Here is a 26,813-nt window from a genome sequence, read left to right as displayed (position 1 = left end):
ATATCGACGGCGGTGTTTGGCACCTCGATGTCGGCTCATCACATCCTGGGGCTGAAGCCGGTCCCAAGGGTATGGCTGTTCGCCATTTAAAGTGGTACGCGAGCTGGGTTTAGAACGTCGTGAGACAGTTCGGTCCCTATCTGCCGTGGACGTTTGAGATTTGAGAGGGGCTGCTCCTAGTACGAGAGGACCGGAGTGGACGAACCTCTGGTGTTCCGGTTGTCACGCCAGTGGCATTGCCGGGTAGCTATGTTCGGGAAAGATAACCGCTGAAAGCATCTAAGCGGGAAACTTGCCTCAAGATGAGATCTCACTGGAACCTTGAGTTCCCTGAAGGGCCGTCGAAGACTACGACGTTGATAGGTTGGGTGTGTAAGCGCTGTGAGGCGTTGAGCTAACCAATACTAATTGCCCGTGAGGCTTGACCATATAACACCCAAGCAATTTGCGTCGAAGAGACCAGATTGCGGTGTGTGAAGACGAAACGAACCGAAAGTTCGATGTTCACAAAACACCGAAAGCTGTCACATACCCAATTTGCTGAAGCGAGGCCATCTGGTCACGAGTCAGTACCCGAATTTCTTGACGACCATAGAGCGTTGGAACCACCTGATCCCATCCCGAACTCAGCAGTGAAACGATGCATCGCCGATGGTAGTGTGGGGTTTCCCCATGTGAGAGTAGGTCATCGTCAAGATTAAATTCCGAAACCCCAATTGCGAAAGCAGTTGGGGTTTTGTTTTGCCCGCAGGAAAGTTTTCACAGGACAACGCTGTCCCAGCCGTCGCAAGAAATGGCCATTGGGGAAATTCCTTCTGAAATGACCGGGCAGTTTTTGGTATGGTGCAGCTCGTTTTTTTAACGGACTGATGTCATGCCCACGGATCGGTACTCATTTATGTCGAAGAGTTGCTGTAGAAATGCCTGAACCGATCCCGATCAAAGACCACGAAAAAGAGACGCGCCTGGTCAACAAACGTTTGATCGCCTGCGCCTTGTTCGTTTTCGCCATCAGCTGCGCCCTTGTCGTGCGCCTGTACATCCTCCAGGTGGTGGAGTTCGACTACCACTCCACGATCTCCGAAAACAACCGCGTCCACGTATTGCCGATCCCGCCGACACGCGGCTTGATCTACGACCGCAACGGCGTCTTGCTCGCCGATAACCGCCCCAGTTTCAACCTGACTATCACCCGCGAGCGCGCCACCGACGTCAATCAAGAACTGGACGAGGTCATCAACCTCCTGCACTTGCCTGCAGAAGATCGTACAGTCTTCGATAAAGCCATGAAGCAGTCCCGTCACCCGTTTACGCCGGTCACGCTGTTCTATGAGCTGACGGAAGAGCAAATTGCTGTATTGGCCGTCAATGAGTTCCGCCTCCCGGGCCTCGATGTCGAACCCCAGTTCGTCCGGCATTACCCGCTCGGCGCGCATTTCGCCCACTCGATCGGCTACGTCGGGCGGATCAATGAAAAAGAGTCGAAGAGCCTCGACTCGGTCGAATATCGCGGTACGCAATCCATCGGCAAAACCGGCATCGAACGCTTCTACGAGGCGCAACTACACGGCCACGTCGGTTACGAAGAAGTGGAGACCAACGCTCAAGGTCGCGTACTGCGTGTGCTCAAACATACCGACCCGGTCCCGGGCCAGAACATCGTCCTGAGCCTCGACATCAAACTGCAGGAAGCCGCCGAAGCCGCGCTGGGTGATCGTCGTGGTTCAGTGGTAGCGCTCGATCCGTCGACGGGCGAGGTATTGGCCATGGTCAGCAATCCGAGCTTCGATCCGAATCTGTTCGTCACCGGTATCAGCTCCAAGGAATACTCGGCACTGCGAGATTCGATCGACAGGCCGCTGTTCAACCGTGTGCTGCGCGGGCTCTACGCACCGGGCTCGACGATCAAGCCAGAAGTGGCAATCGCCGGCCTCGACGCCGGCGTCGTGACACCGCAGACGCGCGTCTTCGACCCCGGTTATTACCAACTCCCGGACTTCGATCACAAGTACCGCAACTGGAACCACAGTGGCGACGGCTGGGTGGACATGGACGCGGCGATCATGCGTTCCAATGACACCTATTTCTACGACCTTGCGCATAAGCTCGGCATCGATCGCCTGCACGATTACATGGCAATGTTCGGCTTGGGTGAGAAGGTCTCGCTGGACATGTTTGAAGAGTCGCCCGGCCTGATGCCATCGCAAGCGTGGAAGCGCGCGACCCGCCGTCAAGCCTGGTTCCCGGGCGAAACGGTCATCCTTGGCATCGGCCAGGGCTATATGCAGGTCACACCGCTGCAACTGGCTCAGGCCACGGCATTGATCGCCAACAAAGGTGTCTGGAACCGGCCGCACCTGGCCAAGACCGTCGACGGTGTCGCTCCTGTCGACGAACATCCGATGCCGAACATCCTGCTCAAGGATCCGCGAGACTGGGAGCAGGTCAATCACGGCATGCAGATGGTCATGCACGATGCGCGAGGCATTGCTCGTGCGGCCGCGGCCGGTGCGCAATATCGCATCGCTGGCAAGAGTGGTACCGCGCAAGTGGTGGCGATCAAGCAGGGCGAGCGCTACAACCGCGAGAAAACCCTGGAGCGCCACCGCGATAACGCCTTGTTCGTTGGCTTTGCGCCGGCCGAGCATCCGAAGATTGCGATTTCGGTGATGATCGAGAACGGCGAGGCCGGTGGTCGTGTTGCCGGCCCTGTGGTGCGGCAGATCATGGACGCCTGGCTGCTTGATCAGGACGGTCATCTCAAGCCGCAATACGCCGCGCCGACGAAAGCGCCGGGTGACCCGCACGTTTAACTTTCAACAGTTCACAGTAGCGACTCATGCAAGCTGAGCCGTTACTGTGAACTGTCTTGCAAAGCCTATTTGCAGCGGTAACCCTCGGGCATCGTGACGGTGTAGTTGCGCTGCACGCGATCCTCGAAGTTCAGGTTCTGCAAGCCCTGTTCTACCAGAAAGGCTTCAACCTTGGTGGATTGGCAGTCTTCGTTATAGGACGACGCGCGAAGCAGGTAGACCGGGCGCTTGCTGACTTCGTCGCGGACAGTGGCAACGAAGGTGCTGAGCGTGGTGTAACCGGTGCGCTCCGAGGTCCCTACCGGTCCATAGGTGGTGTTCGGTTTACTCGTACAGGTCAGTCGGTCGTCTTTTTTCTTGCTGGTCTTGCACACGGTAGAGGTGCTGGTCGGCACTTGCCCATAGTCGGTGGCGGTATAGCGGTAAGTCACTTGTCGACTGCCAATATCGAGGCTGACAGTCATTTTTATCGGCGCGTGGTTCTTTGGCAGACTGGCGTCGGTATAGACCTCCTGGAAACCCCTGTCTTTCAGCGCGTTAACCATGTCGCGAAGATAATAGCGGGCATTAAGAGCGTTTTCGTCGCTGCCACTCGCAGACGTCACCAGCACAGTCGCCTTTCGGTCAAAATGATAGTCCGGATCGGGTGTGGCATTTAGCGCGACGTCCATTTGCGTGGCGCAGCCGCTGATCAACGCTGTCAGTAAAAACAGCGCGCATAGTAAAAACCGGGTCATGAGAAAGCCGCCTTACAAACTAAGGATTGAATAAGAGTTAAACGGTGTGGACTGGCGACAATTAACTTGCACGCCTGCGCAAGGCTCAGTCTTTCTGGTATTCCAGCAAATCGCCTGGCTGGCAATCGAGTGCTGCGCAGAGCTTGTCCAGGGTGGCCATCTTCACGCCCTTGACCTTGCCATTCTTCAGTAATGACAGATTGGCCTCGGTGATGCCCAGCAGGCTGGCCAACTCTTTCGAGCGAATTTTTTGCGTGGCCATGACAACGTCAAGGCGGACGATAATGGTCATTGTATTGTTCTATATGTATTGGCTTTGCTCATCGCTGAGTACTTTTGCATCGCGCATGATAATTGAAAACAAACAGAGCAATACGCCTTTGACAATCTCGTAGGCAGAAGTGGAAGACAGGCCGATCGAGAACTGAAAAATACGATCCCCTGGCGGCAGATCAATAGACAGGGCCAAACCTTGCAAGGTCTCTATCAGGGGGTAGGCGGCCGGAGAAATGATGCACAGAATCCCCACTCGCCATAACACCTTGATGTTGCGCTCGGTCCAGGTTTCGCCGCGGGACAAGCGCAGGAAAAACAACCCTGTCAGCCAGAGCACGTAGGTCGAAAGCAGGACGGGCAGGAAATCCAAAACGACGAGCAGCGCAGTGACCAGTGGCGAGAGCCATGTATCGGGGGCAAGCAGGGCACCTTCGACAAACGGGTCAAGTAATTGCGGCGAGTTTTCGGCGAAGGCGTAGAGCAGAGCCGCGAGCATTTCATCCGTTTGGAAGAACCAGATCGAAGCGTTGCCACCGACCTCGGTCACCGCTAAGACCCAGACAAGAATCGCTGCCAGTAATCCCACCCAATGCATGCGCTGCAGTGCCAATCCGTTGTTACGAGTACTCATGAAAAATCCTTGCGGTGTCATTGGGAATGACTAATTCTCGATGTTAAATTATCGAATGGCAATAATAAATTGTTCTTGTTTTGTGAAGGGCGTTGTTGGCATCGGACGCAGTGGTCATAGAGTGAACCTCAGTTCAATCGATTTGCGGGGATTTCTATGTCGATAGATTTTCGAGTTCGAAGCAAGTCGAGAGCAGGGGAGGGCCGCGACCTACGCGGTGGCCGCTGATATCGATGACGGGTTCTGCGAATGATTGGAGCGGGGGGCATGCGCCACAAGCATGCTTCAGTCCCCGCTCTAACCGGTCTTACTTGATCTCGGTAATGAAGTTTTCCCGCGAGCGCCGAACCTTTTTCAAGTTGACCAACCACTCTCCCTCAGTGGCTCTATGCCCTAGCGGCAGAATCACTACACTGCACAAGTTGCGGGCCGTGAGTCCGAGGATTTCATCGATGGCTGCCGGGTCGAAACCTTAGGTCTGATCAGTGTGCTCGTCATCAAATTCCGTAAAGGTGAAAGATGTTCTCCGCCCCCACATTTGAAATGCATTCCAATGTGGGAGCGAGCCTGCTCGCGAAGGATCCTCAAAGCCGCCGCAAAAAAATCAGGCCCCAGGCACCGGGCAGCTCATGTCACCTTCTTCACACTTCAAATACTGTTTCAGCGACTCAACCCGCAGCTTGGTCACCCCCGTCAGACAACTGCTGTAAACCCACGGATAAACGCTCCCGCCAGTAACTCCCGACGATGAAAACTTGCACTCGGCATCCCGAAACCCGAGCCACGCCCGCTGCGCGCTGACCAACAGCTTCTTGCCATCCGGGTTGTCCTTCAATCGCCCGATGATCTGTTGATACACGGTGTTCAACTCTTTGTCCGCCGCTTTGAAATCCTGCCCGGCGCACTGATTCATCGTCGCCTGATCGCTGGCATTGGCGCAGTCGACGGCGGCGTGGGCGAGGGGAGTGAACAGAAAGGGGGTGAGGGCCAGAAGCAGGCGTGGGGACATGGTCAAGTCTCGCTGTATCGAAGATAAGTGCCGAGCAGTGTAGCGGCTGCTTCGCACTTATTCAGGCAGGCGCATTCGGGAGGCGTCGAGCAAACGGTCGGCGATGGCCGCAATCTCTTCACCATCGTGCAGCCTTTCCAGCCAATGTGCAGGAATGCCCCGCACGCCGTAATAGGCGCCGGCCAACTGACCGGTGATCGCGGCGGTGGTATCGGCGTCATCACCCAGGTTGGCCGCTCGCAAAATGGCCGCTTCGAAGCTGTCCGTCTGGTGAAAGCACCACAGCGCCGCTTCCAGGGACTGCACGCTGTAGCCATTGCCTTTGATGTCCGTCTCGGACTGAACGAGGTATTCGCCACGCGCAATGGCGGCGACCTTGGATTGCGAGAAGCTGGCGGAAGGCAACTGACGCAGTTCTGCTTTGCTTGCGCCTTCAAGCGCTCTGGCAATCAACCCGGCCAACAATTGGCAGCATTCGATGGCTTCAGGTGCTGCGTGGGTGGTTCGCGAACTGTCGGCGGCAAAGCTCTGGATTTTCCGGGCATCGGGAAAGTAGAACAGCACCACCGGCACCAGACGCATCAGCGAACCGTTGCCGGCGCTGTACGGATCGGTCGAGCCGGCGAAGGGATCAGCGGTTTGTTGATACTGCGCGAGCGCCTGGCTGACGGTCATGCCGACATCGAAACATTCACCGGTCGAACTGAGGTAACCCCATTGCCACCAGTTGAGGTAGCGGCCCATCTGGTCGGCAGCGTTGAATCCATTCTTGTTCAGCAGGCTTTCTGCCAGACAGAGGGCCATGGAAGTGTCATCGGTCCACTGTCCTGGCTTGAGGTGGAACGGGCCACCGCCGACCATATCGGTCAATGGTGGGAATGATCCCCGTGGTTTGAACTCAACCGTAGTACCGACAGCGTCGCCGCACGCAAGACCGAGCAGGGCTCCGCGGTAACGTTCAGCGAGGGATGGCGGCATGATTCGTCCTTGTAGATTCAAATTCGCTGGAGAAGGTAACAGTTTCGTTGGGCAGAGGGTGCCTGGATCCATCACAGCAACGGTCAAAAAGTGCAGCTTGATGTGTCTTTGCTGATGAATGACTGCACCGCCTTGATACAACTTCACATTGGACATGTGGTCATACAGGCCTAGTGTTCAAAACAGGAGGTGACGTATGAAACCAGTACCCAATAGTTTCGAACGCAAAATCACGCTCAAGGCGCCGCGTTCGCATGTCTGGCGTGCATTGGTCGATGCCGAGGCGTTTGGCCAGTGGTTTGGGGTGGCGCTGGAGGGCAGGCGTTTTATTGCCGGTGAATGGACGCAAGGGCAGGTCACGTATCCGGGTTATGAACACGTGTTGTGGAACGTGCTGATCGAGCGGGTCGAGCCGCAGCAGTTGTTTTCGTTTCGCTGGCATCCGTATGCGGTCAATCCGAAGATCGACTACTCCCAGGAGCCGACTACGCTGGTCAGGTTCGAGCTGGAAGACTTCGAGAGCGGTACGTTGCTGAAAGTGTCCGAATCCGGCTTCGCGCACATTCCTGACATTCGCCAGAAAGAGGCGTATTACATGGACAGCCGTGGCTGGGAGGAGCAGTTGAGCCGGCTCGAACAGTTTCTTGCCGAGAGCGCCAAGGCCCGCGAGCGTGACGGTGGCTGAGACCTTCGAATCTTGCCTGAACGACAGCGACAGCCGGCCATGTGCACGGTGGTGCTGGAAACAGGCCCCAGGACAGCTGAACGTCGCGTAGATCGTGGCTTCCATGCTTGCTGCCTGACACGGCTAGGGGTTTTCGGAAGGGTTGCTATGGCGAATGTCCTACACGCGCTGGTAGCTTTTACGACTATTGGCGATTGGATCCACCGCGTAATCTACACACATCAACTGAGACACAGGGAGTGTTTCAGGATCAAGGATGATCGACCATTTGCAAGGATCGCTGCCGACAGGGAGTCGATAATGGTCTTGGGAAAAACCCGCTTCGGCGGGTTTTTTTTCGCCTGTATGTAGGAGCTGCCGCAGGCTGCGATCTTTTGACTTTGGCTTTTAAAAGCAAGATCAAAAGATCGCAGCCTGCGGCAGCTCCTACTTTGGTTTGTGCGTTACGAGGCGATCAATTGGCGCAGGACGTAATGCAGGATCCCGCCCGATTTGAAGTACTCCACCTCATTCAACGTATCGATCCGGCACAACACCTCGATCTTCTCCTGGCGCCCGTCCTCACGGGTGATCAGCAGCGGCAGATTCATCCGCGGTGTCAGCTCGACGCCGGTCAGACCCTGGATTTCAAAGGTTTCCTTGCCGGTGAGATTGAGGCTCTTGCGGTTCTGATCAAGCTTGAACTGCAGCGGCAACACGCCCATGCCCACCAGATTGGAACGGTGAATTCGCTCGAAGCTTTCCGCGATCACCGCTTTGACCCCCAGCAGATTGGTGCCTTTGGCCGCCCAGTCACGGCTAGAGCCGGTGCCGTATTCCTGTCCGGCAACCACCACCAGCGGCGTTCCCGAAGCCTGATACTTCATCGCCGCGTCGTAGATCGCCAGTTTTTCGCCGGTCGGAATGTAGATCGTGTTGCCACCTTCTTCACCGCCGAGCATTTCGTTGCGAATACGGATGTTGGCGAAGGTGCCGCGCATCATCACTTCATGATTGCCGCGACGTGAGCCGTAGGAGTTGAAGTCCCGTGGCTCCACGCCTTTTTCGCGCAAATAACGCCCGGCCGGGCTGTCGGCCTTGATGTTGCCGGCGGGGGAGATATGGTCGGTGGTCACCGAATCACCCAGCAGGGCCAGCACCCGTGCACCTTTGACATCCTTGATTTCAGGCAACGGGCCGGAAATGTCGTCGAAAAATGGCGGATGCTGGATGTAAGTCGAATCGTCCTGCCACACATACGTCGCCGCTTGCGGCACTTCGATGGCTTGCCACTGTTCATCACCGGCGAACACTTCGGCGTATTCCTTATGGAACATTGCCGTACTGACCTGATTGACCGCGTCGGCGATCTCTTTGCTGGTCGGCCAGATATCGCGCAGGTACACCGGATTGCCTTGCTGATCTTCGCCCAGCGGTTCGCTGCTGATGTCGCTGCGCACGCTGCCGGCCAGGGCATAGGCGACCACCAGCGGCGGTGAGGCCAGCCAGTTGGTTTTCACCAATGGATGCACGCGGCCTTCGAAGTTGCGGTTGCCGGAGAGCACGGAGGCGACGGTGAGGTCAGCTTTCTGGATGGCTTTCTCGATCGGCTCCGGCAGTGGCCCGGAGTTGCCGATGCAAGTGGTGCAGCCATAGCCGACCAGGGAAAAGCCGAGCTGATCGAGGTATTGCGTCAACCCCGCAGCCTTGTAGTAGTCGGTGACCACTTTCGAACCCGGTGCCAGCGAACTCTTCACCCAAGGTTTGCGGGTCAGACCTTTTTCCACCGCTTTTTTCGCCAGCAGGCCGGCGGCCATCATCACGCTCGGGTTCGAGGTGTTGGTGCAAGACGTGATCGCGGCGATGACCACGGCGCCGTTTTTCAGGCGATAAGTGTGGCCTTCATATTCATATTCGGTTTCGCCGACCAGATCGGCATTGCCCACCGCGACACCGCCACCGCCTTCACTTTCCAGACGTCCTTCTTCTTTACTGGTGGGTTTGAATTGCAGATCCATGAAGTCGCTGAACGCTTGTGCGACATTCGGCAGCGAAACGCGATCCTGCGGGCGTTTTGGCCCTGCGAGGCTTGCTTCGACGCTGCCCATGTCCAACGCCAGGCTGTCGGTGAACACCGGCTCTTGACCGGGCAGACGCCACAGGCCTTGAGCCTTGGTGTACGCCTCGACCAGTTTCACCACTTCCGGTGGCCGCCCGGACAGGCGCAGGTATTCCAGCGTTACGTCGTCAACGGGGAAGAAACCGCACGTCGCGCCATATTCCGGGGCCATGTTGGCGATGGTCGCGCGGTCGGCCAGCGGCAGGTCGGCGAGGCCGTCACCGTAGAACTCGACGAACTTGCCGACCACACCTTTCTTGCGCAGCATTTGCGTGACGGTCAGCACCAGGTCGGTGGCCGTGATGCCTTCCTTGAGCTTGCCGGTCAGTTTGAAACCGATCACTTCCGGAATCAGCATCGACACCGGTTGCCCGAGCATCGCCGCTTCGGCTTCGATCCCGCCGACGCCCCAGCCGAGTACGCCGAGACCATTGATCATGGTGGTGTGCGAGTCGGTGCCGACCAACGTGTCGGGGAACGCGTAGGTGCGGCCGTCCTCATCCTTGGTCCACACGGTGCGGCCGAGGTATTCGAGGTTGACCTGGTGACAGATACCGGTACCCGGCGGCACCACGCTGAAATTGTCGAAAGCGCTCTGGCCCCAACGCAGGAAGGCGTAACGTTCGCCATTGCGCTGCATTTCGATGTCAACGTTCTGCTCGAACGCGCTGGCGGTGGCGAACTTGTCGACCATCACCGAGTGGTCGATCACCAGATCCACCGGCGACAACGGATTGATTCGCTGCGGATCGCCACCGGCCTTGGCCATCGCCGCACGCATGGCGGCAAGGTCGACCACGGCGGGCACGCCGGTAAAGTCCTGCATCAACACCCGGGCAGGGCGGTATTGAATCTCGCGGTCGGAGCGGCGCTCCTTGAGCCAGGCGGCAATCGCCTTGAGGTCGGCGCCGGTGACCGTTTTTTCATCTTCCCAGCGCAGCAGGTTTTCCAGCAGGACTTTCAGCGACATGGGCAGCTTGTCGAGGTCGCCCAGGCTTTTGGCGGCATCCGGCAAACTGAAATAGTGGTAGGTCTTGTCATCGATTTGCAGGGTTTTGAGCGTTTTCAGACTATCGAGGGACGGCATTACGATCACTCCTTTGAATCCGCACGGCTACGGATTGAGGGGACGAATAGAGCTTTAAACCTAGCCCTGTTTTAGGTAGCTGGCTAATAACTGGACTCTATGAGCGGAACCAAGGTTCCGACATCGGCTATCATGCGCCGGTTTTCGTGACAGGCTTTGCTTCAACGCAAGGCCTGAGCATCGCGCGGCGGCCGAATGATCGCCCGCTGCCCAGGAGTAAGAATGAACACCCTATTCATGCATTGCCGGCCAGGCTTCGAAGGCGAAGTCTGTTCGGAGATTTCCGACCTCGCCGCGCAACTCAACGTGGCCGGCTACGCCAAGGCCAAAGCGGCTACCGCCTGCGCCGAATTTGTCTGCACCGAAGAAGACGGCGCCGAGCGCCTGATGCGCGGTCAGCGTTTCGCTGAATTGATCTTCCCGCGCCAGTGGGCGCGCGGGGTTTTCATCGATTTGCCGGAAACCGACCGCATCAGCGTGATCCTCGCGCACATGGCCGGATTCCCGGTGTGCGGCAGCCTGTGGCTGGAAGTCGTCGACACCAACGACGGCAAGGAACTGTCGAATTTCTGCAAGAAATTCGAAGGCCCGCTGCGCAAGGCCCTGACCGGCGCCGGCAAACTGGTGGATGACGCCAGCAAACCGCGTCTGCTGCTGACCTTCAAGAGCGGTCGTGAAGTGTTTCTCGGCATGGCCGATGCCGGCAATTCGGCGATGTGGCCGATGGGCATTCCGCGGCTGAAGTTCCCGCGTGAAGCACCGAGCCGTTCGACGCTGAAGCTGGAAGAGGCATGGCACCACTTTATCCCGCGTGATCAGTGGGAGGATCGTCTGCACAGCGACATGACCGGCGTTGACCTCGGCGCCGCGCCGGGCGGCTGGACCTGGCAACTGGTCAATCGCGGCATGCTGGTGACCGCGATCGACAACGGCCCGATGGCTGAAAGTCTGATGGATACCGGACTGGTTCAGCATTTGATGGCAGACGGTTTCACCTTCAAGCCCAAGCAACCGGTGGACTGGATGGTCTGCGACATCGTCGAGAAGCCGGCGCGCAATGCCGCGATGCTGGAAGAGTGGATCGGCGAGGGGCATTGCCGCGAGGCGGTGGTCAATCTGAAACTGCCGATGAAGCAGCGTTACGCCGAGGTGAAGCGTTTGCTCGAACGCATTGCCGATGGTTTCAAGGCACGCGGGATCAAGGTCGATATCGGCTGCAAACAGCTGTATCACGACCGCGAAGAAGTGACCTGCCATTTGCGCCGTCACGACACCAAGAAAGCCAAATCCCGCTGACACAACACATAACCCCTGTAGGAGTGAGCCTGCTCGCGAAAGCGCTGCGTCATTCAGCATTGATGTTGGCTGACACTACGCCATCGCGAGCAGGCTCACTCCTACAGGGGTGTGGCGTAACGCCACAGATGACCGAATACCCGGCAATGCGCGACAATGCCGGCCAGTTTCAGGAGTGAATCATGAGTGAAATGATCGATACCCCGGTCGACGGCACCCTCGACGCCACCGGTCTCAATTGCCCGGAGCCGGTGATGATGCTGCACCAGCACATTCGTGATCTGGTGCCCGGCGGCCTGCTCAAAGTGATCGCCACCGATCCCTCGACCAAGCGCGATATTCCCAAGTTCTGCGTGTTTCTCGACCATGAACTGGTGAGCCAGCACGAAGAGGCCGGTACTTATCTGTACTGGATCCGCAAGAAACACGCCTGAGTCCCAGGCGAACGCAAAACCAAATGTGGGAGCGAGCCTGCTCGCGAAAGCGGTATCTCAGTCACTATTAATGGCGACTGATACACCGCATTCGCCAGCAGGCGGGCTCCCACATTTTTTTGTCCCGGTTTAAAGGGTTTAGCCCGCCGAGCGACTGATCCGAATACGCTTGCGCGCACTGCGCGTCAGGCGAATCGACAGCATCAACGCCGCACAGCTCAAGCCCACGATCAAACCCTGCCACAAACCACTCGGGCCGCGTGGCTCGCCGAGCCAGTCGGTCAGACCAAGGGCGTAACCCACCGGCAAACCAATGCCCCAGTAGGCGAACAGGGTCAGGATCATGGTCACGCGCGTGTCCTGATAGCCACGCAGCGCGCCGGCGGCGGTGACCTGGATCGCGTCGGAAAACTGGAACAGCGCCGAATACACAATCAGCATCGCCGCGATGTGAATCACCGTCGGGTCAGCGGTGTAGATTGCCGCAATCGGCTCGCGCAGCAACAGCATCATGCTCGCCGACAGGCAGGCGTACGCCAGCGCGGTGCCCATGCCGACACCGGCAGCAAACCGCGCCTCGCGTGGTTCTTCGCGGCCCAGCGCCTGACCGACACGCACGGTAACGGCCATGCCCAGCGAATACGGAATCATGAACACCAGCGAACTGACATTGAGGGCAATCTGGTGCCCGGCCACCACGGTGGCGCCAAGACTGCCGATCAGCAGGGCGATCACGGCAAAAATGCTCGACTCGGCAAACACGGCGATACCGATTGGCAGACCAATCGCCAGCAGACGCTTGATCACTGTCCATTGTGGCCAGTCGAAACGGCTGAAGATTTCGCTCGAACGATAGGCCGGTGCCCAGCGCTCATAACCGGCCAGCCCCAGCGCCATCACCCACATCACGATGGCCGTGGCCCAACCGCAACCGACGCCGCCCATCGCCGGCACACCGAAATGGCCGTAGATGAAGATGTAGTTCAGCGGAATGTTCAGCGCCAGACCGCACAGGCCCAACACCATTGCCGGGCGGGTACGGCCGATGCCGTCACTGGTGCAGCGCAGTACGTGATAGAAAGCCACCGCCGGCAGACCACTGGCGATGCCGTGCAGGTATTGCATGCACGGGCCGATCAACTCGGGATCGACCTTCATCAGGTGCAGCACCGGCTCGGCGGCTACCAGCATGGCGGTGGCGATCAGTCCGACCACCAGCGCCAGCCACAACGCCTGACGGACGATAGGGCCGATTTCGCTGTGGGTACCGGCGCCGAAGCGCTGAGCGACTTTCGGCGTGGTTGCCAGCAGAGTGCCGGTCATCAGCAGAAACACCGGCACCCAGATCGAGTTGCCCAGCGCCACCGCAGCCAGATCCTTTGGCCCGACGCGGCCAGCCATCACCGCGTCGACGAAGCCCATGGCCGTAGTCGCCAGTTGCGCGATGATGATCGGCAATGCCAGGGCGAGCAGGTTCTTGAACTCCAGGCGAATCCGCGCGGGGCGAGTGAGGGAGACGGCGACAGGTTGATCAGTTACAGAATTCACGGGAAAAACGTCCACAGGTGTTGATGCGCAAGGCGCCGCATTCTACGCCGCTGACGCCTTGGTCAGGAAAAATCCTCTGTTGCGGATTTGTAAGCGCAAAGCCCGCTGGCCCGGCGACCGATCTGCACCTAAACTGCCGATCCGCCTAAGGAGCCCGCCATGCTGATTGTTGCCGACGAAAATATCCCGCTGCTCGATGCCTTTTTTGCCGGTTTCGGCGAGATCCGCCGGGTGCCGGGCCGTTCCATCGACCGTGCGACGGTCGCGCAGGCCGACGTGTTACTCGTGCGCTCGGTGACCAACGTCAACCGCACGTTGCTTGAGGGCAGCAAGGTGCGCTTTGTCGGTACCTGCACGATCGGCACCGATCATCTGGATCTCGACTACTTCAATGAGGCCGGCATCACCTGGTCGAGTGCACCCGGCTGCAATGCCCGAGGCGTGGTCGATTATGTGCTGGGCAGTCTGATGACCCTCGCCGAAATCGAAGGTGTCGATCTCACTCAGCGGACTTATGGTGTCGTCGGCGCCGGTGAGGTGGGAGGGCGTCTGATCAAGGTTCTGAAAGGGTTGGGCTGGAACGTCAAAGTCTGCGATCCGCCGCGTCAGGCTGCCGAGGGCGGCGATTACGTGAGCCTTGAGCAAATCATTGAGCAGTGTGACGTAATCAGTCTGCACACACCGCTGACACGCAGCGGCGTTGGTGCGACCTGGCATCTGTTCGATCAGCAGCGTCTGCAGCAGCTCAAGCCCGGTGCATGGCTGATCAACGCGGCGCGTGGTCCGGTGGTGGATAACGCCGCGCTGCGCGAAGTGCTGCTGGAGCGTGAAGACCTGCAAGCCGTTCTCGATGTCTGGGAGGCCGAGCCTGAGGTTGATGTTGCATTGGCCGAACTTTGCGTACTGGCCACTCCGCACATTGCCGGTTACAGCCTTGATGGCAAACAGCGCGGAACGGCGCAGATCTATCAGGCTTACTGCCAATTCATCGGCCAGCCAGCAAGCATTCAACTCAGTGAGCTGCTACCGGCGCCGTGGTTGTCGCAAGTGACCTTGCATGGCGACAGCGATCCGGCTTGGGCGCTGGCGATGTTGTGCCGAGGCGTGTACGACCCGCGCCGTGATGATGCGGATTTTCGCCGCAGCCTTGTAGGTAATGTTGGCGAGCAGCGGGTGGCGTTCGATGTGTTGCGTAAACAGTATCCGGTGCGGCGCGAGATTGAAGGGCTGAAGGTGCGGATTGAAGGGGATTCGCCGGCGTTGGCGAAGATCGTCGCGGCGCTGGGGGCGGTGACGCTCTAGAAACCGGGTCGGCCCTTTCGCGAGCAGGCTCGCTCCCACAAGGATCTCGCACTCACTGACGATCTCCTGTGGGAGCGAGCCTGCTCGCGAAGGTCTCACCACAAATGCCGGATTTACAGACAGAAAAAACCCGGCCAAAGGGGCCGGGTCAGGAAGACGGTGGCTATATCACTTTTGTTTGGCAGGCTTGACCAATCGCTTGTCCAGTTCGCGGCACGCGTCCTGGATCATGTCTTCGGTGATCGGTACTTCACGCCCATCCTTATCGATAATCGAGCAACCCAGAGGTTGGCCGGGCTTGGTGCGGATCACTTCAATCTTGTCATCGCTGCTGTGTTGCAAGGACATGGCCTGTCTCCTCATCAGGTTGTTTACCCAGATTAAAACCGCCACGTGACCAGGCTGTGACAGCGCCTTTCGATCCGTCATGAGCGGCCATTCCAGTCCAACAGAAATGACCGTTCGTCTCAACCTTGACGTTAGACCGATAGCAACTATGGCCTAGTCTTTGGGGGCATATTTAACCTGACTCATTGTGATTTACAGAGTTCCACCCCAAAGAAGGTTTACGCTAGCCCTTTCATCAACACGGATGTACACCTGAATGACCCCGAAGCTTTCTTCACGACACCGTCGCGCGCTGCGTCTGACCAGTCGATTTCTGGCCCCTTACCGCTGGCAGGTCATCGCTGCGCTGCTGGCATTGATCGTTACGGCCGCCGTCACTTTGTCGATGGGGCAGGGGATCAAACTGTTGGTCGACCGGGGCTTCATGACTCAGTCGCCGCACCAGCTCAACCAGAGCATCGGCATCTTCATGTTGATGGTGCTGGGTCTGGCGGTGGGCACGTTTGCCCGGTTCTACTGGGTGTCGTGGATCGGCGAGCGCTGCGTGGCCGACATCCGCCGCGAGGTGTTCAACCATCTGGTCTATCTGCACCCCGGGTTCTACGAGAACAACCGCAGTTCCGAGATCCAGTCGCGGCTGACGGCCGACACGACGCTGTTGCAATCGGTGATCGGCTCGTCGTTGTCGATGTTCCTGCGCAACCTGTTGATGGTTATCGGTGGCGTCATCCTGCTGTTCGTGACCAATGCGAAACTCACCAGCATTGTGGTGATTGCCTTGCCGTTCGTGGTTGCGCCAATCCTGATTTTCGGCCGGCGCGTGCGCAATCTGTCGCGGCTGAGCCAGGACCGGGTCGCCGATATCGGCAGCTATGTGTCGGAAACCCTCGGCCAGATCAAAACCGTGCAGGCCTACAACCACCAGGTCCAGGATGAGCGGCGTTTCGCGACGACGGTCGAGGACGCGTTTGACACCGCGCGAAAACGCATCTTTCAGCGTTCGTGGATGATCACCATGGTAATCGTGCTGGTGCTCGGCGCCGTGGCGGTGATGTTGTGGGTCGGAGGCATGGACGTGATCGCCGGGCGCATCACCGGGGGTGAACTGGCGGCGTTTGTCTTTTACAGCCTGATCGTCGGCAGTGCGATTGGCACGTTGAGTGAGGTGATCGGCGAACTGCAGCGCGCGGCGGGGGCCGCCGAACGTATCGCTGAACTGCTGGGTTCGGAAAACATCATCCAGCCGCCCGTCAGCGGGTTGATGACCTTGCCGGAGCGCGTGCGGGGTGAATTGCAATTGCAGGACGTGCGTTTTTCCTACCCTTCGCGTCCGGAAAGCTACGCCGTCAACGGTTTGAATCTGACCATTCGCGCTGGCGAGACACTGGCGCTGGTGGGGCCGTCCGGCGCTGGCAAGTCCACCGTGTACGACTTGCTGTTGCGTTTTTATGATCCGCTGGAAGGGCAGATCCTGATTGATGGCGTGCCGTTGACCAGCCTCGATCCGCTGGACCTGCGCCGTCACTTCGCTCTGGTATCACAATCGCCGGCGCTGTTTTTCGGCAGTGTTGAAGAGAATATTCGTTACGGCAATCCCGGGGCGACGCTGGAGCAGGTCAAGGACGCGGCAAAAATTGCTCACGCCCACGACTTTATCGAGAAAATGCCCAACGGTTACCAGACCCATCTCGGCGATGGTGGCCTCGGCCTGTCCGGCGGCCAACGTCAGCGCTTGGCGATCGCCCGGGCGTTGCTGGTCGACGCACCGATCCTGCTGCTGGACGAAGCCACCAGCGCCCTTGATGCGCAGAGCGAACACCTGATTCAGGAAGCCCTGCCGAGCCTGATGCAAAACCGCACCACGCTGGTGATCGCGCATCGACTGGCCACGGTGAAAAACGCTGACCGGATTGCGGTAATGGATCAGGGCAAGCTTGTGGCCATTGGCACCCATCAGGAACTGATTGCCAGCAATCCACTGTATGCGCGGTTGGCGGCTTTGCAGTTCAATGATGGCAAGAGTGCTTCAACGAATCCTGTCACCGATCCTGCCATTCACTAAATAGCCGCTCAGGTTGTGCCCATAAAAAATGCCCGTATCTCGCGATACGGGCATTTTTCTTTAGTCGGCGTCAGTCGGGTGATCACTGATCGTCGAAGTAGCGCTCATGCCAGTCCACCAGCGGCTGCGGCGAGTTGAGCTTCTGGCCGTAGATCACCGAGTACGACAGCACGTTCTGCACATACTGACGGGTTTCGTCGAACGGAATGCTTTCCACCCACACGTCGAAGCTCAGGTGATCGGCGCCGCGCAGCCATTGGCGTACGCGACCAGGACCTGCGTTGTAGGCGGCGGAGGCGAGGACGCGGTTGCCGTTGAACTGGCTGTGCACCTGGCTCAGGTAAGCGGCGCCGAGCTGGATGTTCTTGTCCGGGTCCAGCACTTGCTGCGGCGAGGCCAGCGGAATGCTGAATTTGCGCGCGGTTTCCTTGGCGGTGCCGGGCATCAATTGCATCAGGCCACTGGCGCCGACGCCGGAGCGGGCGTCGTCCATGAAAGCGCTTTCCTGGCGGGTGATGGCAAACACCCAGCTCGAATGCAGGCCACGTACCTTGGCTTCACGCACGAGCGTTTCGCGGTGGGCCATCGGGAAGCGGATATCCAGATCGTCCCAGTACTGCGCCTGACTGATGGTGCGGATCGCCGGGAAATACCATTTCAAGTCGTAAGCGAGTTTCGCCTGGGCAACCATTTCATCGCGATTGAAATGGCGGCTGACGTGATACCACTCGCGACGACCGTCGACGATTTGCCCACGGGCATGGAATTCCAGCGCGCGGCGTACACCCGGCGTGTTGCGCACCTTGTTGATCAGCGCCTGGCTGAGGACCAATGGCTTGTTGTTCAGCGAGTACGGCGATTGCGAGCGGTCGGCGGCGAGGAAACCGTAGAAGTCACGTTCGCGCGCAAGGTTTTTGTACAGGGTCTGCGCTTCCGGGTTTTGCGGCTGGGCCAGTTCCAGGCTGCGTGCCTGCCAGTAGCGCCAGCGGTTGGTGGTGGCCAGATCCTGCGGCAGACGGCGGGTCAGCTGGTAGGCGTCGTCCCAACGGGCCAGACGCAGGAGAAGGCGCAAGCGCCATTCCGAGACGGTGTTGTCGCGCAGCTCCGGGTCGTATTTGGTCATCACGTCCAGCGCGCGGCTGTCGAAACGACGGGCAAGGGTCAGGCCGATTTCCCGGGCAATCGCGACTTTTTCATCGCGGGAGAAATGCATGCTGCTGGCGTAACCGTCGAGCAACGCCATGGCCTTGTCCGGATCCTGACGGGCCAGTCGGCGCAAGCCGAGGCTGACCACATCGGACATCGGTTCATCGGCCGGGGTGAAGCGCGAAGGCTGATTGAGCAACTCCGGTTTTTGCGCCACATCCACCAGCAAACGACCGCGCGGGGCGAGGGTGGTCAGGCCGTTGACCAGACTGTTGGCCAGTGGATAGTTGCGTGCCTGAGCGGCAAGTTTGGTGCGCTCCCAGCGTTTCTGTTCAGTGAGCTGGCCATCGGCTGCCCAGATGCCGAACAGCGCGTCACACGCCGCAGGTTGCGATTTACCGGTCAGCCAAAGCTTGTCGGCGTTGGCGTAACCTTCGGCCTTATGGTTGCTGCTGATCTGGTACTGCGCATTCAGGCAGTCCAGTTCAGTGAAGTTGAGTTTCGGGTCGTAATACTTGACGAAGGTCGCCCAGTCGCCACGGTCGGCGAGCCAGCGCAACCAGCGCAGTTTCATCCAGTTGGCCTGGGGCAGGTCACCGTGTTCGGCGAGGAACTTCTCGATTTCCGCGTTGCTCGCGGTTTTCAGCCGCGCGGTCAGTTCGTCGTAGGCCAGATACGGTTCCAGCGGGTAATCGGCCAGCGCCTGGCTGTAACGGAAATACGGGCCGGTATCACCCTTGGCCAGGGCGCGCTTGGCTTCATCGTAATACTGGCGTTGGGTGGACAGGTCCACCGCCTGGGCGGATTGAGCGGCAGCGGCGGTAAGTAGCAAACAGGACAAGACACTGAAAAGGCGACTGCGCATGAGACATCCGGGCAGAGAAATCATGACAAGTGCCGACCTCGGTCAGCACTGAATTGTCTGTAGCTTAGCCTTTTGCCAGCAAGCGGCGAAAGCTTTGCCGGCCTCGCAGCACAAGTTCGCAACAAATGTTGTGCAGAGTGCTTCGACAGACAAATTGCCGGCCTGTTGAAGCCCTAACTCAGGTAGAATGCGCGCCCGGTTTTTGGAGAAGCTCATGACCCTGCTCAAATTCAGCGATGTGTCCCTTGCGTTCGGCGCTATGCCGTTGTTGGACAAGGTGTCCTGGCAGATCGCCCGTGGTGAGCGGGTGTGCATCATCGGCCGCAACGGCACTGGCAAGTCCAGCATGATGAAACTGGTCAAGGGCGACCAGAAGCCCGATGAAGGCTCGGTGTGGCGTGCCCCCGGTCTGAAAATCGGCGAATTGCCGCAAGAATTGCCAGTGGCCGACGATCGGACGGTGTTCGACGTGGTCGCTGAAGGCCTTGATGGCGTGGGCGCGTTGCTCGCCGAGTACCATCACCTTGCGCAGAACTGCGTTACTGAAGATGACCTGAACAAGCTGATGCACGTTCAGCAAGACCTCGAAGCCCGTGATGGCTGGCGCTTGCAGACTCTGGTCGAAAGCACTTTGAGCCGTCTGCAACTGCCGGCCGACAAGACCCTCGCCCAGTTGTCCGGAGGCTGGCGTCGTCGCGTGCTGCTGGCGCAGGCGCTGGTGTCCGAGCCCGATCTGCTGCTGCTCGACGAACCGACCAACCACCTGGACATCGGTGCGATTGCCTGGCTCGAAGAAGCCCTGAAAGATTTCCAGGGCGCCGTGCTGTTCATCACGCACGACCGTTCCTTCCTGCAAAACCTTGCCACGCGCATCCTCGAACTGGATCGCGGCGGCCTGATCGACTGGAACGGCGACTACGCCAGTTTCCTTGTGCACAAAGAAGCCGCGCTGGCCGCCGAAGAGACCGCCAACGCGCTGTTCGACAAGAAACTGGCCCAGGAAGAAGTCTGGATCCGCCAGGGTATCAAGGCGCGCCGCACCCGTAACGAAGGCCGCGTCCGCGCCCTGAAAGCGTTGCGCGTGGAGCGTAGCGAGCGTCGTGAGCGCACCGGCAAGGCCAACATTCAGCTGGACACTGCCGACAAGTCCGGCAAGCAGGTGATGGTCCTCGAGAACGTGAGTTTCGCTCACCCGGGCGGCCCGTTCCTGATCAAGGATTTCTCGATGGTGCTGACGCGCGGCGACCGTATCGGTCTGCTTGGCGCCAACGGCACTGGCAAGACCACGTTGCTGAAACTGATGCTCAGCGGTCTGCAACCGACCAGCGGCAAAGTGGAAGAGGGCACGCGGATCGACGTGGCGTACTTCGACCAGTTGCGTCATCAACTGGATCTGGAAAAGACCGTGATCGACAACGTCGCCGAAGGTCGCGACTTTATCGATATCGATGGTCAGAGCCGTCATGTGCTGAGCTACCTCGGCGACTTCCTGTTCAGCCCGCAGCGTGCCCGCACGCCGGTCAAGGCGCTGTCGGGTGGTGAGCGTGCGCGTCTGTTGCTGGCCAAACTGTTCAGCAAACCGGCTAACCTGCTGGTACTCGACGAACCGACCAACGACCTCGACGTGGAAACCCTCGAGCTGCTCGAAGAAGTGCTGCTGACCTTTAATGGCACTGTGCTGATGGTCAGCCACGACCGGGCATTCCTCGACAACGTGGTCACCAGTACTCTGGTCTTCGAAGGTGAAGGCAAGGTGCGTGAATATGTCGGTGGTTATCAGGACTGGATCCGTCAGGGCGGTTCGCCGCGTCTGCTGGGCGTAACCGAAAGCAAATCCGGCAAGGCTGACCTGAATTCGGCGGTGGTCACTGCCGAACCTGCTGTAGTTGCCGCGCCTGTGGCGGCTGCCCCGGCCGCCAAGAAGAAGCTCAGCTACAAGCTGCAACGCGAGCTGGAAGCGTTGCCGGGCGATATCGACGCCAAGGAACAGCAAATTGCTGCCGTGGAAGCTGAAATGGCTGAAGCCGGTTTCTATCAGCGTCCTGCGGCTGAAACGGCCAAGGTGATTGCTTCGCTGGAGCAGTTGCAGGCTGAGCTGGATGCGTTGCTGGAGCGTTGGGCTGAGCTGGACGCCTGAATGATCTTGATGTGAAAAAGCCCGGCGCTCAGTGATGAACGCCGGGCTTTTCACATGTAAGCGCAGTCCCAATGTGGGAGCGAGCCTGCTCGCGAATGCGCTGTGTCAGGCGGCATTAATGCTGAATGTGCCGACGCCTTCGCGAGCAGGCTCGCTCCCACAATGATCAGTGTTTCAACGTTTGACCAGGTGGACGGCGAGGACGTCGCATGGTGCGCCGTGCAGCACGTCATTGGCGGTAGAGCCGAGCAACAGCGCCAGGCCGTGACGACCATGACTACCGACCACGATCAGATCGCACTGCTGTTCTTTGGCGAAGTGATGGATTTCCTGACGCGGCTGGCCGTAGGTCAGGTGGCAGTTGGCGCCTTCGAGTTCGGAATACTTGAGTTTCAGACGCTCAAGACGTTCCTTGGCCTGATCGAACTGCTGTTGTTGCAGTTGTGACAGATCCATCGGCACGTCGCCGCCGAATGCCATCGCCATTGGTTCGACGATATGCACCAGCGACAGTTTGGCGCCATTGCTCACCGACAGCTCGCGGGCGCGGTGAATCACTGGGTCGCACTCTTCGGTCAGATCTACGGCGACCAGGATGTGGTGGTAGGGCATGAGGTGCTCCTCGTGAGGTTTCAATATTGTTAAGTATGGCTGGTTTCAAGCGCATTGGTTCCAAAGTGACACAATGCGCTCACCAAGAATTGGGAATAGAGATATGACGGTCTGGTTGGTGGTGTCAATCCTGCTGGTGGTTTTGAGTCCGTTGGCGTGGTTGCGCCCATCGCGCGCGCAAAGCGGTCGCATCGCCTTGCGCATGGAGGCGCGGCGCATGGGGCTGGCCATGCAACTGGCGCCTCAGGAATGGCCGCACTGGCTGGCGCAAGAGGCGCCGAATCCGTGTGCGCAGTATCATCGGCCGCGCCGTGGCAAGTCGCCTGCCTGCTGGACTTACTGGCAAAAATCGCCGGGTGTGTGGGTCAATCAATGGCAGGAAGTCTGCGAAGATCGGGCGCTGCTCAATCATTTCGAAAAGTTGCCCGGCAACGTTTTCAAAGTCGAAGCAGACAAGCAGATGATCGCCTTGTACTGGGGCGAGAAGGGCGAAGCGTCGGTGTTGCAGGACATCGACACCACTCTGAAAGCACTGGCGTGACGCGCGGACTTTTCCCACTGCAACGGTGGGGAACGTCCGGCAGACGCGCAATAAAAAGCCCGACATGATTCATCGGGCGGGGTTGGCCAGGCAGGCCGGAAATCTTTTTTGATGCAGGTTCTGTCAACGCATTTCCCTGTCGTCCACCCAGCGTAGCCCTTTAAACAAGGGCTGCTGCGAATTAGGGCGACTTTTCTAACTATTGATTCTATGAATGGCTTCACATGCAGACGCGTGTTGCGGGTCTTCGTCTTACAGAAATGACCGCAAAGTCGCATTTCAACCCGTATTTTGGGCGATTGACAATTGTCGGAAATTCCGTGAAGGTGACGTACCCAAATCAAACGGGCGTATGAATTGAGCGTTTGTCTTACAGACTGCTCCTACAGAATCCCGACTATCGCGTTGGCGGGTGTGCCGGGTGGATTGGCGTTAGCATCGACGAAAAAGCGTCCTGCCGAGCCATTCGCCTGCGTCCGACGTGTACTGTTCAGCTTCCATATCGTGGAGATCAGTTGATGATTTACGAAGGTAAAGCCATCACGGTTAAAGCTCTTGAAAGTGGCATCGTCGAATTGAAATTCGACCTCAAGGGTGAGTCCGTCAACAAGTTCAACCGTCTAACCCTGAACGAACTGCGTCAGGCCGTAGACACCATCAAGGCAGATGCTTCGATCAAGGGCGTGATCGTCAGCAGTGGCAAGGACGTGTTCATCGTCGGCGCCGACATCACCGAATTTGTCGACAACTTCAAGCTGCCGGATGCCGAGCTGGTTGCTGGCAATCTCGAAGCCAACAAGATCTTCAGCGATTTCGAAGACCTCAACGTCCCAACCGTAGTGGCCATCAATGGCATCGCCCTGGGCGGCGGTCTGGAAATGTGCCTGGCGGCTGACTATCGCGTCATGTCGACCAAAGCCAAGATCGGCCTGCCGGAAGTCAAGCTGGGTATCTACCCAGGCTTCGGTGGCACCGTGCGTCTGCCGCGCTTGATTGGTGTCGATAACGCCATCGAGTGGATTGCCTCCGGTAAGGAAAACCGCCCTGAAGACGCCCTGAAAGTCAGCGCCGTCGACGCCGTGGTTGCTCCTGAAAAACTGCAGGAAGCTGCCCTTGAACTGATCAAGCGCGCCATCTCCGGCGAGTTCGATTTCAAGGCCAAGCGTCAGCCGAAACTTGAAAAACTCAAGCTGAACGCTATTGAACAGATGATGGCTTTCGAAACCGCCAAAGGTTTCGTCGCCGGCCAGGCTGGCCCGAACTACCCGGCGCCGGTTGAAGCGATCAAGACTATCCAGAAAGCCGCGAACTTCGGTCGTGACAAGGCGCTGGAAGTCGAAGCTGCCGGTTTCGTCAAACTGGCCAAGACCTCTGCCGCGCAGAGCTTGATCGGTCTGTTCCTGAACGATCAGGAGCTGAAGAAAAAGGCCAAGGCCTACGACGAAATCGCCAAAGACGTGAAGCAGGCCGCTGTACTCGGCGCCGGCATCATGGGTGGCGGTATCGCTTATCAGTCGGCCTCCAAAGGTACGCCGATCCTGATGAAGGACATCAACGAGCACGGCATCGAGCAGGGTCTGGCTGAAGCCGCCAAACTGCTGGTTGGCCGCGTTGATAAAGGTCGCATGACCGCTGCGAAAATGGCTGAAGTGCTCAACGCCATTCGTCCAACTCTGTCCTACGGCGACTTCGGTCACGTCGATCTGGTTGTCGAAGCTGTCGTCGAGAATCCTAAGGTCAAGCAAGCTGTGTTGGCTGAAGTGGAAGCTCAGGTTAAAGAGGACACCATCCTCGCGTCCAACACCTCGACCATTTCCATCAGCCTGCTGGCCAAGGCCCTCAAGCGTCCGGAAAACTTCGTCGGCATGCACTTCTTCAACCCGGTGCACATGATGCCGCTGGTGGAAGTGATCCGTGGCGAGAAGTCCAGCGAGCTGGCTGTTGCCACCACCGTTGCCTACGCCAAGAAAATGGGCAAGAACCCGATCGTCGTCAACGACTGCCCGGGCTTCCTCGTTAACCGCGTGCTGTTCCCGTACTTCGGCGGTTTCGCCAAGCTGGTCAGCGCCGGTGTCGACTTCGTCCGTATCGACAAAGTCATGGAAAAATTTGGCTGGCCGATGGGCCCGGCGTACCTGATGGACGTGGTCGGCATCGACACCGGTCACCATGGTCGTGACGTCATGGCTGAAGGTTTCCCGGATCGCATGAAGGATGACCGTCGTTCGGCCATCGACGTGCTGTACGAAGCCAAGCGCCTGGGCCAGAAGAACGGCAAGGGCTTCTACGCCTACGAGGCCGACAAGAAAGGCAAGCAGAAGAAAGTCGCCGACCCTTCGGTGCTGGAAGTGCTCAAGCCGATCGTTTACGAGCAGCGCGAAGTCACAGACGAAGACATCATCAACTGGATGATGATCCCGCTGTGCCTGGAAACCGTGCGTTGCCTGGAAGACGGCATCGTTGAAACTGCCGCCGAAGCCGACATGGGTCTGGTCTACGGTATCGGTTTCCCTCCATTCCGTGGCGGTGCGCTGCGCTACATCGATTCGATCGGTGTTGCCGAGTTCGTTGCCCTGGCTGACCAGTACGCTGATTTGGGCGCGCTGTACCACCCGACCGCGAAGCTGCGCGAAATGGCCAAAAACGGCCAGAGCTTCTTCGGTTAAGCGCCCCCAACTAGAGTGAGAGTGAACTTATGAGCTTGAATCCTAGAGACGTCGTGATTGTCGACTTCGGTCGTACTCCGATGGGCCGCTCCAAGGGCGGCATGCACCGCAACACCCGCGCCGAAGACATGTCGGCGCACCTGATCAGCAAGTTGCTGGAACGCAACGCCAAGGTCGATCCTGCAGAAGTCGAGGACGTGATCTGGGGCTGCGTCAACCAGACCCTGGAGCAGGGCTGGAACATCGCGCGCATGGCTTCGCTGATGACCCAGATCCCGCACACCTCGGCCGGTCAGACTGTCAGCCGTCTGTGCGGCTCGTCGATGAGTGCGCTGCACACCGCTGCGCAAGCAATCATGACCGGCAACGGTGACGTGTTCGTGGTTGGCGGCGTCGAGCATATGGGCCATGTGAGCATGATGCACGGTGTCGATCCGAACCCGCACATGTCGCTGTACGCGGCGAAAGCCTCGGGCATGATGGGCCTGACCGCTGAAATGCTCGGCAAAATGCACGGCATCACTCGCGAACAACAGGACGCTTTCGGCGTGCGTTCCCACCAGTTGGCCCACAAGGCTACCGTGGAAGGCAAGTTCAAAGACGAAATCATCCCGATGCAGGGCTACGACGAGAACGGTTTCCTGAAACTGTTCGACTACGACGAAACCATTCGTCCGGAAACCACCCTGGAAAGTCTGGCGGCCCTCAAGCCTGCCTTCAATCCAAAGGGCGGCACCGTGACTGCCGGTACTTCGTCGCAGATCACCGATGGTGCTTCGTGCATGATCGTGATGTCGGCGCAGCGTGCGCAGGACCCGGGTATCCAGCCAATGGCGGTGATCCGTTCGATGGCAGTGGCGGGTGTGGATCCGGCAATCATGGGCTATGGTCCAGTTCCGGCGACACAAAAAGCCCTGAAGCGTGCGGGCCTTGGCATCAACGATATCGACTTCTTCGAGCTCAACGAAGCTTTCGCCGCACAGGCCCTGCCAGTGCTGAAAGATCTGAAAGTACTCGACAAGATGAACGAGAAGGTTAACCTGCACGGCGGTGCGATCGCCCTGGGTCACCCGTTCGGTTGCTCCGGTGCCCGTATTTCCGGCACTTTGCTGAACGTGATGAAGCAGAATAGCGGTACCTTCGGGGTGGCCACTATGTGCATTGGTCTCGGCCAAGGCATCTCCACCGTCTTCGAACGCGTTTAAGCGTCTCGTCGATGGAAGCCGGGGCCAAGTGCCCCGGTTTTTGTTTTTGTGGATTTATTTTGTTTTTATTTTTGAAAAAATTTGAGTGAGGGCCGAAGCATGCCGATACAACCTGGGCTCTACCAACATTACAAAGGTCCGCAGTACCGCGTATTCAGTGTTGCGCGGCATTCCGAGACCGAAGAAGAAGTGGTCTTTTACCAAGCCCTGTATGGCGATTACGGCTTTTGGGTACGCCCTCTGAGCATGTTTCTCGAGTCAGTCGAGGTTGACGGCGAGCAGGTGCCACGCTTTGCTTTGGTGCAAGCCGAACCGAGCCTTTTTTCCAAGGCATAAG

General features: G+C 58.4%; 21 protein-coding genes and 2 rRNA genes (1 of these 23 running past the window's edge). 13 read left to right on the top strand and 10 right to left on the bottom strand.

Annotated features, from left to right (window positions below; translation table 11 throughout):
- From AB4O11_RS28230 to mrdA, 3 genes are all read left to right on the top strand, one after another.
- A 23S ribosomal RNA gene (locus AB4O11_RS28230) occupies positions 1-429 on the top strand; it begins 2,465 nt to the left of the window's first position.
- 152 nt (positions 430-581) lie between these two features.
- Positions 582-697: ribosomal RNA gene (gene rrf, locus AB4O11_RS28225) — 5S ribosomal RNA — on the top strand.
- 223 nt (positions 698-920) lie between these two features.
- Entirely contained in the window at positions 921-2,813 is a 1,893-nt protein-coding gene (gene mrdA, locus AB4O11_RS28220; protein WP_034156458.1) for a penicillin-binding protein 2, read from the top strand.
- Positions 2,814-2,878: 65 nt separating this feature from the next.
- On the opposite strand, the gene AB4O11_RS28215 is transcribed toward mrdA, so the two are convergent.
- From AB4O11_RS28215 to AB4O11_RS28195, 5 genes are all read right to left on the bottom strand, one after another.
- The gene (locus AB4O11_RS28215; RefSeq protein ID WP_460129616.1) at positions 2,879-3,550 is read right to left on the bottom strand and encodes a hypothetical protein; all 672 of its coding nucleotides are present in this window, start codon (positions 3,548-3,550) and stop codon (positions 2,879-2,881) included.
- Positions 3,551-3,635: 85 nt separating this feature from the next.
- The gene (locus tag AB4O11_RS28210; protein ID WP_007910409.1) at positions 3,636-3,842 is read right to left on the bottom strand and encodes a helix-turn-helix domain-containing protein; all 207 of its coding nucleotides are present in this window, start codon (positions 3,840-3,842) and stop codon (positions 3,636-3,638) included.
- A 9-nt stretch (positions 3,843-3,851) separates the two neighbouring features.
- A complete protein-coding gene (locus AB4O11_RS28205; protein WP_093433623.1) occupies positions 3,852-4,457 on the bottom strand; it encodes a hypothetical protein in 606 nt (201 codons plus the stop codon).
- 604 nt (positions 4,458-5,061) lie between these two features.
- A complete protein-coding gene (locus AB4O11_RS28200) occupies positions 5,062-5,466 on the bottom strand; it encodes a lysozyme inhibitor LprI family protein (RefSeq protein WP_093433626.1) in 405 nt (134 codons plus the stop codon).
- A 57-nt stretch (positions 5,467-5,523) separates the two neighbouring features.
- Positions 5,524-6,444: an ADP-ribosylglycohydrolase family protein gene (locus AB4O11_RS28195; RefSeq protein ID WP_257355674.1), complete on the bottom strand. Its 921-nt coding sequence runs from the start codon at positions 6,442-6,444 to the stop codon at positions 5,524-5,526.
- Between the two features lie 196 nt (positions 6,445-6,640).
- On the opposite strand from AB4O11_RS28195, the gene AB4O11_RS28190 reads away from it, so the two are divergent.
- On the top strand, positions 6,641-7,129 hold the full coding sequence (locus AB4O11_RS28190; protein ID WP_093433632.1) for an SRPBCC family protein: 489 nt from the start codon (positions 6,641-6,643) through the stop codon (positions 7,127-7,129).
- A 443-nt stretch (positions 7,130-7,572) separates the two neighbouring features.
- Here the strand turns inward: AB4O11_RS28190 and acnA are convergent, their stop codons facing one another.
- Positions 7,573-10,314 (bottom strand): aconitate hydratase AcnA, encoded by a 2,742-nt coding sequence (acnA, locus tag AB4O11_RS28185; RefSeq protein WP_460091634.1) that lies wholly within the window; start codon positions 10,312-10,314, stop codon positions 7,573-7,575.
- A 222-nt stretch (positions 10,315-10,536) separates the two neighbouring features.
- Between acnA and rlmM the strand changes: the two genes are divergently transcribed.
- Positions 10,537-11,610, top strand: a complete 1,074-nt coding sequence (gene rlmM / locus AB4O11_RS28180) for a 23S rRNA (cytidine(2498)-2'-O)-methyltransferase RlmM (protein WP_093433641.1) — start codon at positions 10,537-10,539, stop codon at positions 11,608-11,610.
- A 182-nt stretch (positions 11,611-11,792) separates the two neighbouring features.
- Entirely contained in the window at positions 11,793-12,044 is a 252-nt protein-coding gene (tusA, locus tag AB4O11_RS28175) for a sulfurtransferase TusA (RefSeq protein WP_007910424.1), read from the top strand.
- A 138-nt stretch (positions 12,045-12,182) separates the two neighbouring features.
- Here the strand turns inward: tusA and AB4O11_RS28170 are convergent, their stop codons facing one another.
- Positions 12,183-13,592 (bottom strand): MATE family efflux transporter, encoded by a 1,410-nt coding sequence (locus AB4O11_RS28170; protein ID WP_099756799.1) that lies wholly within the window; start codon positions 13,590-13,592, stop codon positions 12,183-12,185.
- A gap of 159 nt (positions 13,593-13,751) precedes the next feature.
- Here AB4O11_RS28170 and pdxB point away from each other — a divergent pair, with 159 nt between their 5' ends.
- Positions 13,752-14,894, top strand: a complete 1,143-nt coding sequence (gene pdxB, locus AB4O11_RS28165) for a 4-phosphoerythronate dehydrogenase PdxB (protein ID WP_460091632.1) — start codon at positions 13,752-13,754, stop codon at positions 14,892-14,894.
- 168 nt (positions 14,895-15,062) lie between these two features.
- Here the strand turns inward: pdxB and AB4O11_RS28160 are convergent, their stop codons facing one another.
- Positions 15,063-15,242 (bottom strand): PA1571 family protein, encoded by a 180-nt coding sequence (locus AB4O11_RS28160; RefSeq protein ID WP_093433652.1) that lies wholly within the window; start codon positions 15,240-15,242, stop codon positions 15,063-15,065.
- A gap of 256 nt (positions 15,243-15,498) precedes the next feature.
- On the opposite strand from AB4O11_RS28160, the gene AB4O11_RS28155 reads away from it, so the two are divergent.
- The gene (locus tag AB4O11_RS28155) at positions 15,499-17,304 is read left to right on the top strand and encodes an ABC transporter transmembrane domain-containing protein (protein ID WP_186624467.1); all 1,806 of its coding nucleotides are present in this window, start codon (positions 15,499-15,501) and stop codon (positions 17,302-17,304) included.
- An 82-nt stretch (positions 17,305-17,386) separates the two neighbouring features.
- On the opposite strand, the gene AB4O11_RS28150 is transcribed toward AB4O11_RS28155, so the two are convergent.
- Positions 17,387-19,315 (bottom strand): transglycosylase SLT domain-containing protein, encoded by a 1,929-nt coding sequence (locus tag AB4O11_RS28150; protein ID WP_093433658.1) that lies wholly within the window; start codon positions 19,313-19,315, stop codon positions 17,387-17,389.
- A 214-nt stretch (positions 19,316-19,529) separates the two neighbouring features.
- Between AB4O11_RS28150 and AB4O11_RS28145 the strand changes: the two genes are divergently transcribed.
- Positions 19,530-21,452, top strand: a complete 1,923-nt coding sequence (locus AB4O11_RS28145) for an ATP-binding cassette domain-containing protein (protein WP_093433660.1) — start codon at positions 19,530-19,532, stop codon at positions 21,450-21,452.
- Positions 21,453-21,626: 174 nt separating this feature from the next.
- Here AB4O11_RS28145 and AB4O11_RS28140 read toward each other — a convergent pair whose 3' ends face one another.
- Positions 21,627-22,064, bottom strand: a complete 438-nt coding sequence (locus AB4O11_RS28140) for a universal stress protein (RefSeq protein ID WP_093433662.1) — start codon at positions 22,062-22,064, stop codon at positions 21,627-21,629.
- 103 nt (positions 22,065-22,167) lie between these two features.
- Between AB4O11_RS28140 and AB4O11_RS28135 the strand changes: the two genes are divergently transcribed.
- The 4 genes from AB4O11_RS28135 to AB4O11_RS28120 all read left to right on the top strand — a co-directional run bounded on the left by AB4O11_RS28135 (position 22,168) and on the right by AB4O11_RS28120 (position 26,812).
- Complete coding sequence (locus AB4O11_RS28135) at positions 22,168-22,605, top strand: hypothetical protein (RefSeq protein WP_460129611.1); 438 nt, start codon at positions 22,168-22,170, stop codon at positions 22,603-22,605.
- 518 nt (positions 22,606-23,123) lie between these two features.
- Positions 23,124-25,271 (top strand): fatty acid oxidation complex subunit alpha FadB, encoded by a 2,148-nt coding sequence (gene fadB / locus AB4O11_RS28130; protein WP_122607489.1) that lies wholly within the window; start codon positions 23,124-23,126, stop codon positions 25,269-25,271.
- A gap of 29 nt (positions 25,272-25,300) precedes the next feature.
- Positions 25,301-26,476: an acetyl-CoA C-acyltransferase FadA gene (gene fadA / locus AB4O11_RS28125; protein WP_460129609.1), complete on the top strand. Its 1,176-nt coding sequence runs from the start codon at positions 25,301-25,303 to the stop codon at positions 26,474-26,476.
- A gap of 99 nt (positions 26,477-26,575) precedes the next feature.
- On the top strand, positions 26,576-26,812 hold the full coding sequence (locus AB4O11_RS28120; RefSeq protein WP_007910467.1) for a DUF1653 domain-containing protein: 237 nt from the start codon (positions 26,576-26,578) through the stop codon (positions 26,810-26,812).
- Position 26,813: the final 1 nt, after the last annotated feature.

The organism is Pseudomonas sp. H1_D05 (assembly GCF_054682705.1).
Note: the sequence above shows the minus strand (reverse complement) of the source record. Positions and strands in the feature narration are given on the sequence as shown.

Coding starts and splice junctions, on each gene's coding strand:
- mrdA (WP_034156458.1), top strand. CDS start 921: ATGCCTGAACCGATCCCGATCAAAGACCACGAAAAAGAGACGCGCCTG.
- AB4O11_RS28215 (WP_460129616.1), bottom strand. CDS start 3,550: ATGACCCGGTTTTTACTATGCGCGCTGTTTTTACTGACAGCGTTGATC.
- AB4O11_RS28210 (WP_007910409.1), bottom strand. CDS start 3,842: ATGACCATTATCGTCCGCCTTGACGTTGTCATGGCCACGCAAAAAATT.
- AB4O11_RS28205 (WP_093433623.1), bottom strand. CDS start 4,457: ATGAGTACTCGTAACAACGGATTGGCACTGCAGCGCATGCATTGGGTG.
- AB4O11_RS28200 (WP_093433626.1), bottom strand. CDS start 5,466: ATGTCCCCACGCCTGCTTCTGGCCCTCACCCCCTTTCTGTTCACTCCC.
- AB4O11_RS28195 (WP_257355674.1), bottom strand. CDS start 6,444: ATGCCGCCATCCCTCGCTGAACGTTACCGCGGAGCCCTGCTCGGTCTT.
- AB4O11_RS28190 (WP_093433632.1), top strand. CDS start 6,641: ATGAAACCAGTACCCAATAGTTTCGAACGCAAAATCACGCTCAAGGCG.
- acnA (WP_460091634.1), bottom strand. CDS start 10,314: ATGCCGTCCCTCGATAGTCTGAAAACGCTCAAAACCCTGCAAATCGAT.
- rlmM (WP_093433641.1), top strand. CDS start 10,537: ATGAACACCCTATTCATGCATTGCCGGCCAGGCTTCGAAGGCGAAGTC.
- tusA (WP_007910424.1), top strand. CDS start 11,793: ATGAGTGAAATGATCGATACCCCGGTCGACGGCACCCTCGACGCCACC.
- pdxB (WP_460091632.1), top strand. CDS start 13,752: ATGCTGATTGTTGCCGACGAAAATATCCCGCTGCTCGATGCCTTTTTT.
- AB4O11_RS28160 (WP_093433652.1), bottom strand. CDS start 15,242: ATGTCCTTGCAACACAGCAGCGATGACAAGATTGAAGTGATCCGCACC.
- AB4O11_RS28155 (WP_186624467.1), top strand. CDS start 15,499: ATGACCCCGAAGCTTTCTTCACGACACCGTCGCGCGCTGCGTCTGACC.
- AB4O11_RS28150 (WP_093433658.1), bottom strand. CDS start 19,315: ATGCGCAGTCGCCTTTTCAGTGTCTTGTCCTGTTTGCTACTTACCGCC.
- AB4O11_RS28145 (WP_093433660.1), top strand. CDS start 19,530: ATGACCCTGCTCAAATTCAGCGATGTGTCCCTTGCGTTCGGCGCTATG.
- AB4O11_RS28140 (WP_093433662.1), bottom strand. CDS start 22,064: ATGCCCTACCACCACATCCTGGTCGCCGTAGATCTGACCGAAGAGTGC.
- AB4O11_RS28135 (WP_460129611.1), top strand. CDS start 22,168: ATGACGGTCTGGTTGGTGGTGTCAATCCTGCTGGTGGTTTTGAGTCCG.
- fadB (WP_122607489.1), top strand. CDS start 23,124: ATGATTTACGAAGGTAAAGCCATCACGGTTAAAGCTCTTGAAAGTGGC.
- fadA (WP_460129609.1), top strand. CDS start 25,301: ATGAGCTTGAATCCTAGAGACGTCGTGATTGTCGACTTCGGTCGTACT.
- AB4O11_RS28120 (WP_007910467.1), top strand. CDS start 26,576: ATGCCGATACAACCTGGGCTCTACCAACATTACAAAGGTCCGCAGTAC.